At 68.3% G+C, this 12,845-nt stretch carries 11 protein-coding genes; 7 read left to right on the forward strand and 4 right to left on the reverse strand.

Annotated features, from left to right (window positions below; translation table 11 throughout):
• On the reverse strand, positions 1-2,169 hold the full coding sequence (locus ACFVDO_RS08230; protein ID WP_378854994.1) for a VWA domain-containing protein: 2,169 nt from the start codon (positions 2,167-2,169) through the stop codon (positions 1-3).
• A gap of 143 nt (positions 2,170-2,312) precedes the next feature.
• Positions 2,313-2,870: a hypothetical protein gene (locus ACFVDO_RS08235; RefSeq protein WP_378854991.1), complete on the reverse strand. Its 558-nt coding sequence runs from the start codon at positions 2,868-2,870 to the stop codon at positions 2,313-2,315.
• Positions 2,871-3,013: 143 nt separating this feature from the next.
• Here ACFVDO_RS08235 and ACFVDO_RS08240 point away from each other — a divergent pair, with 143 nt between their 5' ends.
• Positions 3,014-3,484, forward strand: coding sequence for a DUF3817 domain-containing protein (locus ACFVDO_RS08240; protein ID WP_378854989.1), 471 nt, complete (start codon positions 3,014-3,016; stop codon positions 3,482-3,484).
• A gap of 146 nt (positions 3,485-3,630) precedes the next feature.
• Positions 3,631-6,321 (forward strand): discoidin domain-containing protein, encoded by a 2,691-nt coding sequence (locus ACFVDO_RS08245; RefSeq protein ID WP_378886852.1) that lies wholly within the window; start codon positions 3,631-3,633, stop codon positions 6,319-6,321.
• A 156-nt stretch (positions 6,322-6,477) separates the two neighbouring features.
• Here ACFVDO_RS08245 and ACFVDO_RS08250 read toward each other — a convergent pair whose 3' ends face one another.
• On the reverse strand, positions 6,478-7,170 hold the full coding sequence (locus ACFVDO_RS08250) for a class I SAM-dependent methyltransferase (protein WP_378854985.1): 693 nt from the start codon (positions 7,168-7,170) through the stop codon (positions 6,478-6,480).
• A 56-nt stretch (positions 7,171-7,226) separates the two neighbouring features.
• Here ACFVDO_RS08250 and ACFVDO_RS08255 point away from each other — a divergent pair, with 56 nt between their 5' ends.
• Positions 7,227-7,790 carry an ATP-dependent endonuclease gene (locus ACFVDO_RS08255; RefSeq protein ID WP_378854983.1) on the forward strand — a complete coding sequence of 188 codons (564 nt, stop codon included), beginning with the start codon at positions 7,227-7,229 and terminating at the stop codon, positions 7,788-7,790.
• 28 nt (positions 7,791-7,818) lie between these two features.
• Here ACFVDO_RS08255 and ACFVDO_RS08260 read toward each other — a convergent pair whose 3' ends face one another.
• The gene (locus ACFVDO_RS08260) at positions 7,819-8,757 is read right to left on the reverse strand and encodes a DUF1254 domain-containing protein (protein WP_378854981.1); all 939 of its coding nucleotides are present in this window, start codon (positions 8,755-8,757) and stop codon (positions 7,819-7,821) included.
• A 170-nt stretch (positions 8,758-8,927) separates the two neighbouring features.
• Between ACFVDO_RS08260 and dnaK the strand changes: the two genes are divergently transcribed.
• From dnaK to ACFVDO_RS08280, 4 genes are read left to right on the forward strand one after another with little or no spacing between them, the layout of a single operon-like run.
• A complete protein-coding gene (gene dnaK, locus ACFVDO_RS08265; RefSeq protein ID WP_378854979.1) occupies positions 8,928-10,790 on the forward strand; it encodes a molecular chaperone DnaK in 1,863 nt (620 codons plus the stop codon).
• Between the two features lie 2 nt (positions 10,791-10,792).
• On the forward strand, positions 10,793-11,398 hold the full coding sequence (locus tag ACFVDO_RS08270) for a nucleotide exchange factor GrpE (protein WP_378854977.1): 606 nt from the start codon (positions 10,793-10,795) through the stop codon (positions 11,396-11,398).
• Positions 11,399-11,405: 7 nt separating this feature from the next.
• Positions 11,406-12,395, forward strand: coding sequence for a DnaJ C-terminal domain-containing protein (locus tag ACFVDO_RS08275; protein ID WP_378854975.1), 990 nt, complete (start codon positions 11,406-11,408; stop codon positions 12,393-12,395).
• Complete coding sequence (locus tag ACFVDO_RS08280; protein ID WP_378854973.1) at positions 12,392-12,844, forward strand: heat shock protein transcriptional repressor HspR; 453 nt, start codon at positions 12,392-12,394, stop codon at positions 12,842-12,844. Before ACFVDO_RS08275 ends, ACFVDO_RS08280 begins: the two co-directional genes overlap by 4 nt.
• Position 12,845: the final 1 nt, after the last annotated feature.

Consider the following 12,845-nt stretch of genomic DNA (forward strand, 5'->3'; position numbering starts at 1 on the left):
TCAGAAGCTGGTGACGAGGTCGCCGAGGACCTCTTTCAACTGCGTCGGATCCGTCGCGTCGTAGTAGTGCGCGCCGGTCGCGCCGGAGATGTCCTTCAGTGCCTTCACGTCCGCGTCCGCGCCGTAGGCGAGCGTGAAGACGAGCACCGGGGTGTTGTCATGATGCAGGCCCTCGAGCGTCTTCAGCATCTGCGCGGCCGTGGTCGTGTCGTGGTTGGTGTCGTTCTCGCCGTCGCTGAGCAGCACGATCGCATTGATGTGATCGTTCGCCCATGACGCGGCCTGCTTCTTCGCGAACGTGTCGACCGCCTCGTACAGCGGGGTGTCGCCCATCGAGGTGATGCTGTTCAGCTCACTGACGAACTTCTTCTTCGTCTGGCGGATGTCGGCGACCGGCGCGAGCTGGCCGGGAACGAGCTTGCCGTCCGGGTCCTGCGCGAACGCGGCGAGGCCCACATCGTCGCCTTCGGTGAAGTGATCGAGCGCGGCGTTCACGGCCTTCTTCGCCAGCGTCAGCCGGGTGTCGCTCGCGGAGACCGGCTCGTCCATCGACCCCGAGACGTCGAGCAGGAACAGCACGTTCGCGCGCTTGCGCACTTCGGGGAACGCCTCCTGGGCGGCGAGCAGGACGTCGGCGGTGGTGGACAGCTGGACCTTGGACCCCGCCTTGTCGAGCTGCGCGATCTGCGCCACGTGGTCGTCGAGCTCGCGGTTCAGATCCCGGTAGCCGGCCTCGCGCACGACCAGCTGCCCCTCTTCGGTGCCGGTGAAGCGGATGAAGTCTGCGGCCGCGGCCTGCTCCTTCGCGTCGACCCAGTCTCCGGTGAGAGGGATGGCCGGGTTGTCGGCCGAGTAGGCGCCGTCGGCCGGGTAGATCGGAACCAGCGGATCGACGGGCGGCTTGTCGACGGAGCGCGTGACGCCGTCGCGGCTGATGATGCCCCTGTTGTAGTCCCAGATCGACTTCTCGTCGACGATGACCGCTGACAGGTAGTCGGCGGAGGAGCCCTTCGCCTCGGCCTGACGCGCGTGCCACAGGAAGTGCTCGGGCGTGGCCATGTAGTGACTGGTCGCCAGTTCCTGGTCGTGCACCTTGCGGCGCACCTTCGGGTCGGCGATGTCCTCGGTGGTCACCTCGCCCACGTCGTCGGCGGCCACACCGTATGACGCGAGCATGACGGCTGCGCCGGAGGTCGCCACGAGCGGGCTGGTCTTGCCGAGCTTGAACGAGCCCCACTCCGGGTGGCCGGCATCCGCCCACACGTCGGGGTCGCCCGCGGCCTTGAAGATCTGCTCCCAGGTCGGAGCCTTGTCGGACCATCCGATCGCGTCGGCGAGGGAGTGCGGCATGGCGGGGACCACGTCCGAGAAGGCGACCAGAGTGCGCTCGCCCACGGGGGCGGCGTCTCCTGCCTCCGCGAGCCACATCGACGAGTCGGGCAGCCACACGGTGGGACGCCTGTCAGCGGCGAAGCGGGAGAACGAGGCGGCGGCGTCCTCGGCGGCCGTGCCGGACTTCGACTTCGACGTCGTGACCGTCACGCATGAGCCCTCGATGTCGCGCGGCGCCTTGTTGTAGGCCTGGGCGAGCTTCTCGACCATCTCGGCGTTCTCGAACGACGAGAGCACGCTCACCGTTGTGCACGGGCCGGCACCGGCCGCAGCCGCGGGCGTGTCCTTCGGGAACTCGATCGGCACCGGCTCCTTCAGGGCCGCCGCCGGCGGGACGGCGGCCTCGGCCGCCTTGTCGTTCATCGACGATGCGATGCCGGCGGTTACAGCGGCCAGCGAGCCGAGCAGCACCGTGATGACGGCCACCATCGCGATCAGCACAGTGCGACGGCGCTTCGCAGGCGGGGCATCCGCCGTGCCGTTCGGCGGGGTCGCGCCGTCTCCTTCGATGTCGACGAGTGCGAGGGGGAGCGTGGGAACGCCGGACGCAGGCCTGGTGCGCAGGCCGGATGCCGGAGCATCCGCTTCGGGGGAGCGGGCAGCCGCCCCGACCGCGGCCGAGCGGGGCAGCGGGCCCGATGCCGGCAGTTGCGGGCGTGGGCGCGGGCGCAACTGCGGCTCGTGCGTGATCGGCTTCGCGGGCAGAGCGACGTCACCTGTCGTCGGGTCGAACTCGATGTGCGTCGAGCGGCGCGGCGGAAGGGGGGTTTCGGGCATGGCGAGAGAATTCCGGTCGGGGGATCGGGCTCACGACCCACTGCAGCCTTCGGGTGACGGCGGGGGCGGTCGGCTCGATTATAGGTCGGCGCGCGGGCCGGGAAACAGGGCTGATGGCGGCGAATCTGGTATACCGTCGCGGTTCAGGCGCCGGACGTGTTCAGCATGCCGATGATCACCGCCGTCCACCAGGCGACCTGCGAGGTGGACGCGCTGGACAGGCACCACAGCTTCAGGCGGGTCGGCGTCGCCGCGAAGCGGGTGTCCGGCGGCATCCTGTGCAGTTCGTCGGTGAGCCTGCCCAGCGCGACGCCGTTCATGGCGGCGACGAAGACCGCGGCCATCTTCAGGACGGTCAGCGGCGAATCCAGGGTCGGTTGCAGGAACGCGCCGGTGAACAGCAGCCCGACGATGCCGGCCCACGCCAGCGGCGTGACCGACTTCTCGAACACCCACAGCTCGTTGAGCTGCTGGGTGCCCATCACCCAGCGCAGGGCCTTCACGTCGAGCATCACGGTCGCGCCGAGTCCGGCGATGACGGATGCCAGATGAGCGAACAGCATCGGCAGATGCATCCAGGGGGCGGGCTGGATCTGCGTGCTGATCCACAGCGACGCGAACATGCCCAGTGACACCATGAGGTAGCCGACGGCACGGCGATGGCGGGCGAGCGATCGTTGCTCGTCGAGTGCGATGCTCACGAGCGACGCGTCTCCTCGGGTACGGAGTGGTGCATGAGCACCGCGCTGATTCTATTGCCGCATCGATCGAAAGATCGATGCCCAGGAGAGGTTTTTGGTAACGATCCTGCCTAACCTGGAGGGGACCCGACCCGAGGAGACCCGTGTTCACTGCTCCCGCGCGCCTGTTCCGCGTGCTCGCGATCGCCGAGGCGATCACCTGGACCCTGCTCATCAGTGCCCTGATCGCCCGCGCCGTCGGGGCTCCGCCGGTGCTGGTCACCGTGGCCGGCGGCATCCACGGCTTCGTGTTCCTCTCTTATGGGGCGACCGCCGTGCTGCTCGCCTTCCACCAGCGCTGGCACGCCGGCGTCGCGATCACCGCGATCGCCAGCGCGATCGTGCCCTATGCGACGATCCCCGCCGAGATCTGGCTGCACCGCACCGGCCGGCTGAAGGGCGAGTGGCGTCTGGAGGAGACCGACGACCCGCGCGACCGCACCTGGTACGACCGCACCATGCGCTGGTTCCTGCACCGGCCGTGGGTGCTGGCCGTGCTGATCCTCGTGGTCGTCGCGGCGATCTTCGCCGTGCTGCTGATGGTGGGTCCCCCGCAGCTTCCCGGCAAGGGTTGAGATCGAGTCTCGCCTCCAGAGGTACTACCTTTCAACCTTCGGGTGAGTCTCATTGCATCCATTGCCTTACTGTTCACTGATCGGATACGGTGGCCGCATCCCCAGACATCCGATCTTTGAAGGGCAATCTCCCCATGGCGACAATGATGTTGCACAGCCGCGCCGCCGACCCCGACGGCCGCTCGCGGACCAGGAAAGGCTGGCGGGCAGCCGCGGCCGCCGGCGCCGTCCTCACAGCACTCACGCTCGCGCCGCTCGCACCAGCGATGGCGGACTCCGGTCCGAAGGTGCTCTACGTCGCACCGGACGGGGCGGCCGGCGCGTGCCGGATCGACAAGCCCTGCGCCCTGGACTCTGCGAAGATCAAGGCGCGTGAGCACATCGCGACGGGGGCCACGCGTGCCGTCGTGATCGAGCTCGCCGACGGCCGGTACCCGCGCTCCGAGCCTCTCGTGCTCGACGCGCGCGACAGCGGAAGAGCGGATGCGCCGGTGGTGTGGCGTGCGGCTCCCGGCGCGCACCCCGTCCTCGACGGGGGTGTGCCCGTCACTGATTGGAAGCTGATCGATGCGGCTGCCGGACTCTGGCAGGGAGCGGCGCGGGACGACGGCGAAGTGCGCCAGCTGTTCGCCGACGGCACGAGGCTGACTCGGGCGCAGGGCGACGCCTGCTCGGCGAAGGACTGCGTGGTCACCAAGGAGGGCATCACCGGCCCCGGCGTCGCCGAGATGCTCGCCTGGTCCGACGCCGTCGACCTCGAGGCATCGGTCAAGATCCGCTGGCGCAACCTCCGCTGCGGTGTCGATCACGTCGCGGGCGACACGCTGGTCATGTCCCAGCCGTGTTGGAAGAACAGCTCGTCCGGTACGAATCGGACCGGCCCGGCCTGGGACACCACCACTGTGGACTCGTCGCGTTACTCGGGCGTCTCGTTCTTCACCGGCGCGTCCGAGCTGGTCGATCAGCCGGGCGAATTCGCCTGGGACTCGGCGAAGAAGACCGTGACGTACAAGGCGCGCGAGGGTGAAGACCCGCGCAAGACGTCGTTCGTCACTCCGCGCACCGAGACTCTGCTGAAGATCGACGGCACGACTGATGCCCCTGTGCACGACGTCCGCTTCAAGGGCATCGGCTTCGAGCACGCCGCTTACACTCAGCCATCCGGCGACGAGGGGTACGCGAGCATGCAGGCCGGCCTGACGCTGACCGGCGAGACCGGCCCGGTCGACCACGCCGGCCGGTACTACACCAAGCCGGCATCCGCGGTGCTGGTGCGCACGGGCCGCGATGTCGTGATCGACGGCGGGTCCTTCCAGCACCTCGGCGGCGCGGGCGCAGTCGTGGAGCAGGGCAGCCAGGGCGTCTCGATCACCGGCAACCGTTTCGAAGACCTCTCCAGCGGCGCCATCTACACGGGTGACACCGAATCGAACCCCGCCGCCGAGCTGGAATCGCGCGGCAACACCTACGAGCGGAACACGATCCTGCACCCTGGGCTGGAGTACACGGATGCGGTCGCGATCTGGGGTGGCTACGAGGCTGAGACCTCGATCTCGCACAACACCATCGAGTACCTGCCGTACTCGGGGATCTCGCTCGGCTGGGGCTGGAACCAAGCCGAGGTGCGCAAGCCGTTCAGCCGCGACAACCACATCGACGGCAACCGCATCGTCGAAGCGCTGATGCCGTGGTCTGAGCAGGCCGACGGCGGCTCCATCTACACCCAAGCGCCGCAGCCGGGCACCACGATCAGCGGCAACTACATCCACAAGACGACGAACAACAGCATCTACCTCGACGAGCAGAGCTCGTACATCGAGGTGTCGGGCAACGTCATCACCGGGGTGGAGGCTCCGCGCACCTGGCTGTCGAACTGGGCCAGTTACGGCATCAAGAACGTGTCCCACGACAACTGGGCTTCGGCGGCCTACCGCAAGATGTCGGGCACCGGCAGCACCCAGCACGACGACCACGAGTCACTCACGTGGCTGCCTGCGGAGGCCGTGGTCGTGGCCGCGGCTGCGGGAGCGACGCCTCCCGGTGAGGTCTTCCAGATGCCGCGTCTCGCCTTCGGCGTGACCAGCGTCGGCGCACCGTTCGACAACGGCGCGACCGAGAAGATCACCGCGAAGATCACGAATGCGTCCCCGGATGCCCCGCTCGACACCCTCAAGGTCTCACTGGAGGCACCTGAGGGCTGGACGGTGTCGGCGACCACGCCCGTCGAATTCACTGAGGTGGCAGGCGGCGGAGCGGTGAACGTGTCGTGGACCGTGGTGCCGACGATCGGCTCGGCCAAGGCGATCGAGGAGCAGGCCTTCACCGTGCGCGGCGCCTACACGAGCGCGGACGGCGATGGCGAATTGGCATCCGAGAACCGGGTCTACGTCAGTAAGCCCAACATCTCGCAGGGCAAGGAAGCGACCCAGTCGTCGACCTACGTCTCATCGAGCGGCACGACCTACCCGGCGCGTCTGGCTGTTGACGGCAACATCGGCAACTTCTCGCACACCGCGGCGACCGGTGACCCGCAGCCGTGGCTGCAGGTGGACCTCGGTGCATCGAAGGATGTCGACGCCGTCGCGCTGTGGAACCGCGTGGACTGCTGTCAGGAACGAGTCGAAGGCGTGTACATCTTCGTCTCCGACACGCCGTTCACCTCGGAGGACCCGACCGTGACCGCCGGTACGCCCGGCGTGTGGGCGACGTTCTTCGCGGACCGCGCCGGCCGCCCGAGCGTGATCGACGTCGGGGCGAAGGGGCGCTACGTGCGCATCCAGCTCGATTCCGACTCCAAGCCGCTCAACCTCGCCGAGCTGCAGGTGTTCGGCAGCTGAGAGGCACTCGATGAGTGCCCCGCGGGTTCCTTCGGATCCGCGGGGCACCGTCGTGAGCGCCGCGAGTACAGGAGAACGACCGAGAACAGGACGGATGCTGCGCATTCGTCCTGTTCTCGCGTGTTGTCCTGTCCTGGAGTGACTGGGCGGCGGGCGTCAGTCCCCGACGCGAGCGCGAAGCGCCACGAAGATCGGCGCGGAGGCCAGCTGCTCGTACTTCTCCGCATCGAGAGCGCGCAGCGCCTCGGCCGGTTGCGGCTCGACGAGCCGCTCGAGGACGAACCCGACATCCGCGATCTCGTTGAGCAGGGTGCTCATCGTCATGAGCTGATACTCCATGGTCGCCTCGCCGAACGAGCGCGTCACCCAGCGCTCGTCGAAGTAGGAACCGCCGAAGTAGCGCCAGTCGGCTGTCGGATGCGTGGACGACAGCACAAGCCACCCGCCCGGCCGCAGGATGCGGCGGATCTCGGCCAGGAAGTGCGGGCGGTCGCTGAGGTGGTGGATGACCAGTGCGCAGACCACGCCGTCCTGCGAGGCATCCGCCAGGAAATCGAGTGGCGCGTCGAGGTCGTGATGCACGATCGTGGCGGCCGGCGCCGCTTCCCGTGCGATCCCAGCGAGCACCTCGCTGCCCTCGACGCCGGTGACTCGCGCGCCCGCCGAGCTGAGGATCGCGGCGAGATGACCCGCACCGCAGCCGAGGTCGGCGACATCCTGCCCGCTCGCGTCACCGATCAGCGAAACGACCGCCGGCCGCTCGTGCAGCGAGTTCAGGCCCGGGGCATCGGCCCGCGCCGCGAACACCTGACCGGCGGCACCGTGGTATGCCCTGTTCTGTTCGGTCATCGGACGAGTCTATGGGTGGGGCGTACTCGCTTCGAGGCTGCGCGTAGGGTCGACCCATGTCCGTCACTGCCGAGGGTTCGCGGACGGTCGTGCTGTTCGAGGGCAGGAGCGACCGCCTCGCGTTCGAGGTCGTGGCGCGCCGCCTTGCGGTGGAGGTGGCGGGTGAGGCGCTCGTCGAACTGGGCGGCATCACCAACCTGCGCAACTTCCTGATCCCGATGCAGGGCACGGATGCTCGGGTGCTGGGACTGTACGACGGCGCGGAGCGCCAATACGTCGCGCGAGTCCTGCGCGACCTCGGGATGCTGCAGGGCGATGACCTCGCGCGCGCAGGCTTCTTCGGCTGCGAGCGCGACCTCGAGGAGGAGGTGATCCGTGCCGCCGGATCCGAGCTGGTGCTCGAGACCCTCGCGACGCGAGGCGAACTCGGACGGTTCCGGGTGTTCCAGCGGCAGCCCGCGCAGCGGGTGCGCAGCATCGAGGAACAGCTGCACCGGTTCGCCGGCACGGCATCCGGCCGTAAGTCGCGGTTCGCTGCCGACGTCATCGATGTCGTCCCGATCGCGCGGATGCCGGCGGCGCTGGTACGGCTGCTGGAAGCCGTGCTTCGAAGGGCGTGACCTCGCTCCCGTCGTCGGGGTGGGGCGCTCAGGCGGTCAGCGTCGGGAAGCTCCAGCTGCCGTCGGCGATCTCCGGGCGCGGACGGTACAGCCGGACGAGGTAATTCCAGCCGTCGGTGATCGGCAGTGCGTTCGGGGTGCCCTCCGGGTAGTCGCCGAAGCGCACCGTGATCGTGCCGTCGTCGCCGCGGACGCCGGTGATGTTGTTGATCGTGTAGGCGTCGCGGTCGTTCTTCTCGAAGAACCCGCCCGCGTTGTAGACCGAGAGCGACCAGAATCCGTCGACCGGGACGTCGCCGACCGTGAGCTCGTACTGGCCCACAGGCAGGCGCGGGTCGACGCCGATGTAGCTCGCCTCGGAGGAGGGCAGGCCGCCCCACCCCGCGGCTGTGCCGATGAGGTGACGCACCGGGTCGACTTCGTCGCGCGTGCCGAACGTGCGATCGAACGCGGCGAGGTTGCGCGCGAGAGCCAGCAGTGCGTCACGCGTCTCGTCGAGGCTCGTGGCGTCGTAGTCGGGGTATTCGAAAGGGACGGCCGAGGCGCTCGTGAGCCGGATCTGATCCTGCAGGGCCGAGACCGTCGCCAGGTCGGCGGCATCGGCGGGGTCGACCAGGGTGCGCACCGCGACGACGACGTACGGGGTGTCGAACTGCTGCACGGTGAGCTCGTGCTCGCCGGCATCGTGGAAGATCTCGTTGATGTAGTGGTGCTCGTTCACGATCATCGCCGAGAGGTAGCGGTCGCCGTGCTCCGGGAGCGTCAGTGTGGCGCCGGCGCTGATGTCGACGACGGCGAAGCTGTACAGGGTGTCGCGGTTCAGCCGGATCACGGTCTGCTTGTCGATGTCGGCGGGGAGCCGGTTGTGCAGGAACCTGTTCACCCCGCCCGCGTCGCGCTGCAGGTCATGCATCATCCGATGGGTCTCGGCCAGGGCGAAGTTGTCGACGTTCACGCGCACGCTCATGCGTCGATCGTGGCACATTTGCGGCGATCAGAGGGCAGTTTCGAAGTTGAGTGATCTCCTATCAACTTTGAATTGACACCATCCGAGCCCCGGCGTACACTTGAGTCATCGCGACTCATGTTTCTGGGTCGCAGCAGACTTCCCAGACAACAACCACAAGGAGAAAACACATGGCACGTGCTGTCGGTATCGACCTCGGAACCACCAACTCCGTCGTCAGCGTCCTCGAGGGCGGCGAGCCCAAGGTCATCGCCAACGCCGAGGGTTTCCGCACCACCCCCTCGGTGGTCGCGTTCACCAAGGACGGGGAGGTGCTCGTCGGCGAGACCGCGAAGCGCCAGGCCGTCACCAACGTCGACCGCACGATCTCTTCGGTCAAGCGCCACATGGGCACCGACTGGACCACCGAGATCGACGGCAAGAAGTGGACCCCGCAGGAGATCTCCTCCCGCATCCTCCAGAAGCTCAAGCGCGACGCCGAGTCGTACCTGGGCGACACCGTGACCGACGCGGTCATCACCGTCCCGGCGTACTTCAACGACGCCGAGCGTCAGGCCACCAAGGAGGCCGGCGAGATCTCGGGCCTCAACGTCCTGCGCATCATCAACGAGCCCACCGCGGCCGCCCTGGCCTACGGCCTCGACAAGGGCAAGGAGGACGAGCTCATCCTCGTCTTCGACCTCGGTGGCGGAACCTTCGACGTCTCCCTGCTCGAGGTGGGCAAGGACGACGACTTCTCCACCATCCAGGTCCGTGCGACCGCCGGTGACAACCGCCTCGGCGGCGACGACTGGGACCAGCGCCTGGTCGACTACCTGATCAAGCAGTTCAAGGAGACCACCGGCGTCGACGTCTCGGGCGACAAGATCGCTCTGCAGCGCCTGAAGGAGGCCGCTGAGCAGGCCAAGAAGGAGCTCTCCTCCTCGACCAGCACCAGCGTCAACCTGCCGTACCTGTCGCTCACCGACAGCGGGCCCGTCTCGCTCTCCGAGACGGTCACGCGCGCCAAGTTCGAGGACCTCACCAAGGACCTGCTCGACCGCACCAAGAAGCCGTTCGAGGACGTCATCCGCGAGGCGAACATCAAGGTCTCCGACATCGACCACATCGTGCTGGTCGGTGGTTCGACCCGCATGCCGGCCGTGGCCGACCTGGTCAAGGCCGAGACCGGAAAGGACGCCAACAAGGGCGTCAACCCGGACGAGGTCGTCGCCGTCGGCGCCGCTCTGCAGGCCGGTGTCCTGAAGGGCGAGCGCAAGGACGTCCTGCTGATCGACGTCACCCCGCTGAGCCTCGGCATCGAGACCAAGGGCGGCATGATGACCAAGCTCATCGACCGCAACACCGCGATCCCGACCAAGCGCAGCGAGACCTTCACCACCGCTGACGACAACCAGCCGTCCGTGGCGATCCAGGTCTTCCAGGGCGAGCGCGAGTTCACCCGCGACAACAAGCCGCTGGGCACCTTCGAGCTGACCGGCATCGCGCCGGCTCCGCGCGGCATCCCGCAGATCGAGGTCACCTTCGACATCGACGCCAACGGCATCGTGCACGTGTCCGCCAAGGACAAGGGCACCGGCACCGAGAAGTCGATCGTCATCTCGGGCGGCTCGTCGCTGTCGAAGGACGACATCGAGCGCATGGTGCGCGAGGCCGAGGAGCACGCCGCTGAGGACAAGAAGCGTCGTGAGTCCGCCGAGACCCGCAACCAGGCCGAGACCCTGTCGTACTCGATCGAGAAGCTGATCAAGGACAACGAGGACAAGCTGCCCGAAGACGTGAAGACCGAGGTCCAGGCCGACGTCGACGCGCTGAAGGCCGCGCTGGCAGGCGAGGACGACGAGGCCGTGAAGACCGCGTTCGACAAGCTGAACCAGTCGCAGTCCAAGCTCGGAGAGGCGATCTACGCGCAGGGCCAGGCGGATGCCGCGGCCGGCGCAGCGCCCGAGGGCGACGCGCCCGCCGGTGACACCTCCTCCGACGAGGATGTCATCGACGCCGAGGTCGTGGACGACGAGGACGAGAAGAAGTAACGATGACCGACAAGAACTTCGACGAGAACGACGAGAACGTTCCCGCCGAGGGTCTCGGCGAGGGGTCGGATGCTGCGGCATCCGGCCCCGCGCCGGATCCGGCGGAGAACGCCGACGAGCTGACGATCGACGACATCCTGAACGCCGAGCAGACCGCCGAGGCGGCTGCGGAGGATCACGCTCTGGAAGACGCCGAGAACGCCCTGCTCGTGGACCTCAAGCGCCTGCAGGCGGAGTACGCGAACTACCGTCGCCGCACCGAGGAGCAGCGCCACATCGAGATCCAGCGCGCGAAGGGCGAGGCCGCCAAGGGCCTGCTGCCCGTGCTGGACGACCTGGCGCGCGCCGAGCAGCATGGTGACCTCGGTGAGGGTTCGCCGTTCTTCGCGATCGCGGAGAAGCTCCGTACCGTCGTCGAGCGGCTCGGCGTGGTCGCCTACGGCACCGCCGGCGAGGAGTTCGACCCGCAGCAGCACGAGGCGATCTTCCAGCAGCCCACCCCTGGCGCCACCACGTCGACGATCCTCGAGGTCGTCGAGGTCGGGTACCGGCTGGGCGAAGTCGAACTGCGCCCGGCGAAGGTCGTGGTCGCCGTACCTGTGGAGTAGGTGATCGATGGCTAGTCAGGACTGGTTCGACAAGGACTTCTACAAGACGCTGGGCGTCAAGAAGGACGTCACGGACGCCGACCTCAAGAAGACGTACCGCAAGCTGGCGCGCAAGTACCACCCGGACTCCAACCCGGGTGACGCGAAGGCCGAGGCGACGTTCAAGGAGATCAGCGAGGCGTACTCGGTGCTCAGCGACGCCGAGCAGCGCAAGGAGTACGACGAGATCCGTGCCATGGGGTCGGGCGCGCGCTTCACCGCGCCCGGCGCCGGCGGGGCCGGCGGCTTCGACGATGTGTTCAGCCGGTTCGGACAGGGCCGAGGTCAGCAGGCCGACTTCGACGACATCTTCGCGATGTTCAATCAGGGCGGAGGCGGCGGCGGATCGTTCGGCTCCGGTCGGTTCGGCCAGACGTCCGGCGGGTTCCGCGGCTTCGGAGGCCCGCAGCGCGGCGCCGACGTGACCGCGCGCACCACGCTCGACTTCGTCACCGCGGCCAAGGGCGAGACCATCTCGCTGCAGTCCGAGGACGGGAAGCCGTTCAAGGTGAAGATCCCCGCCGGTGTCGCCGACGGGCAGAAGATCCGGCTGCGCGGCCGCGGCCGCCCGTCGCCGGATGGCGGCGAGAGCGGTGACATCGTGGTGCAGATCACGGTGCGCCCGCATCCGGTTTTCACTCGTGACGGGCTGAACCTGCGTCTGACCGTGCCGGTGACGTTCACCGAGGCCGCGCTCGGCGCGACCATCGAGGTGCCCACGCTGGACGGCGAGAACGTCAAGCTGCGGGTCGCCCCCGGCACGCCCTCGGGGCGGGTGCTGCGTGTCAAGGGCCGCGGCATCACCACGAAGAAGGGCACCGGCGACCTGCTCGCCGAGCTGCAGGTGGCGGTTCCGTCGCACCTCGACGAGGCCGCGAAGGCTGCTCTGGAGGCCTTCCAGGCCGCCGAGCCGAAGGAGAACCCGCGCGCCGAGATGATGGCGAAGGCGCGGGCATGAAGGTGATGGGGATGGATGCCGACGAGGATGCTCCGGTCTACGCGATAGCTGTCGCGGCCGAGCTCTCCGGCATGCATCCCCAGACCCTGCGGCAGTACGACCGCATCGGCCTGGTCGTGCCCGGCCGCACCCGAGGCGGCTCGCGCCGCTACTCGCAGCGCGATATCGTGCAGCTCCGCGAGGTCGCACGGCTCTCCGCCGACGGCATGAGCCTGCCCGCGATCGCGCGCCTGCTCGACCTGGAGGACGAGGTGCGCGCGCTGCGCCACCGCGTGCGCGAGCTGGAGCAGGCGCTGGATGCCGAGCGGCGCAGCCGCCCCGGCGTCCGGGTGTTCGCCGCCGCCACCAGCGGCCAGGTCGTGACCGTGCCGTCCGGTCGCCGCATCCGCCGCTCCACCGAGGTCATGCTGTGGAGCCCGCACCTGCCGTCCGAGGGCCCCGAGGACTGAG

Source organism: Microbacterium sp. NPDC057741 (assembly GCF_042798735.1).
Lineage (GTDB): Bacteria > Actinomycetota > Actinomycetes > Actinomycetales > Microbacteriaceae > Microbacterium.

What these genes read in the sequence shown, in the direction of transcription:
- dnaK (WP_378854979.1), top strand. Translation starts at nt 8,928, where the DNA reads ATGGCACGTGCTGTCGGTATCGACCTCGGAACCACCAACTCCGTCGTC.
- ACFVDO_RS08270 (WP_378854977.1), top strand. Translation starts at nt 10,793, where the DNA reads ATGACCGACAAGAACTTCGACGAGAACGACGAGAACGTTCCCGCCGAG.
- ACFVDO_RS08255 (WP_378854983.1), top strand. Translation starts at nt 7,227, where the DNA reads ATGTCCGTCACTGCCGAGGGTTCGCGGACGGTCGTGCTGTTCGAGGGC.
- ACFVDO_RS08280 (WP_378854973.1), top strand. Translation starts at nt 12,392, where the DNA reads ATGAAGGTGATGGGGATGGATGCCGACGAGGATGCTCCGGTCTACGCG.
- ACFVDO_RS08260 (WP_378854981.1), bottom strand. Translation starts at nt 8,757, where the DNA reads ATGAGCGTGCGCGTGAACGTCGACAACTTCGCCCTGGCCGAGACCCAT.
- ACFVDO_RS08250 (WP_378854985.1), bottom strand. Translation starts at nt 7,170, where the DNA reads ATGACCGAACAGAACAGGGCATACCACGGTGCCGCCGGTCAGGTGTTC.
- ACFVDO_RS08245 (WP_378886852.1), top strand. Translation starts at nt 3,631, where the DNA reads ATGTTGCACAGCCGCGCCGCCGACCCCGACGGCCGCTCGCGGACCAGG.
- ACFVDO_RS08275 (WP_378854975.1), top strand. Translation starts at nt 11,406, where the DNA reads ATGGCTAGTCAGGACTGGTTCGACAAGGACTTCTACAAGACGCTGGGC.
- ACFVDO_RS08230 (WP_378854994.1), bottom strand. Translation starts at nt 2,169, where the DNA reads ATGCCCGAAACCCCCCTTCCGCCGCGCCGCTCGACGCACATCGAGTTC.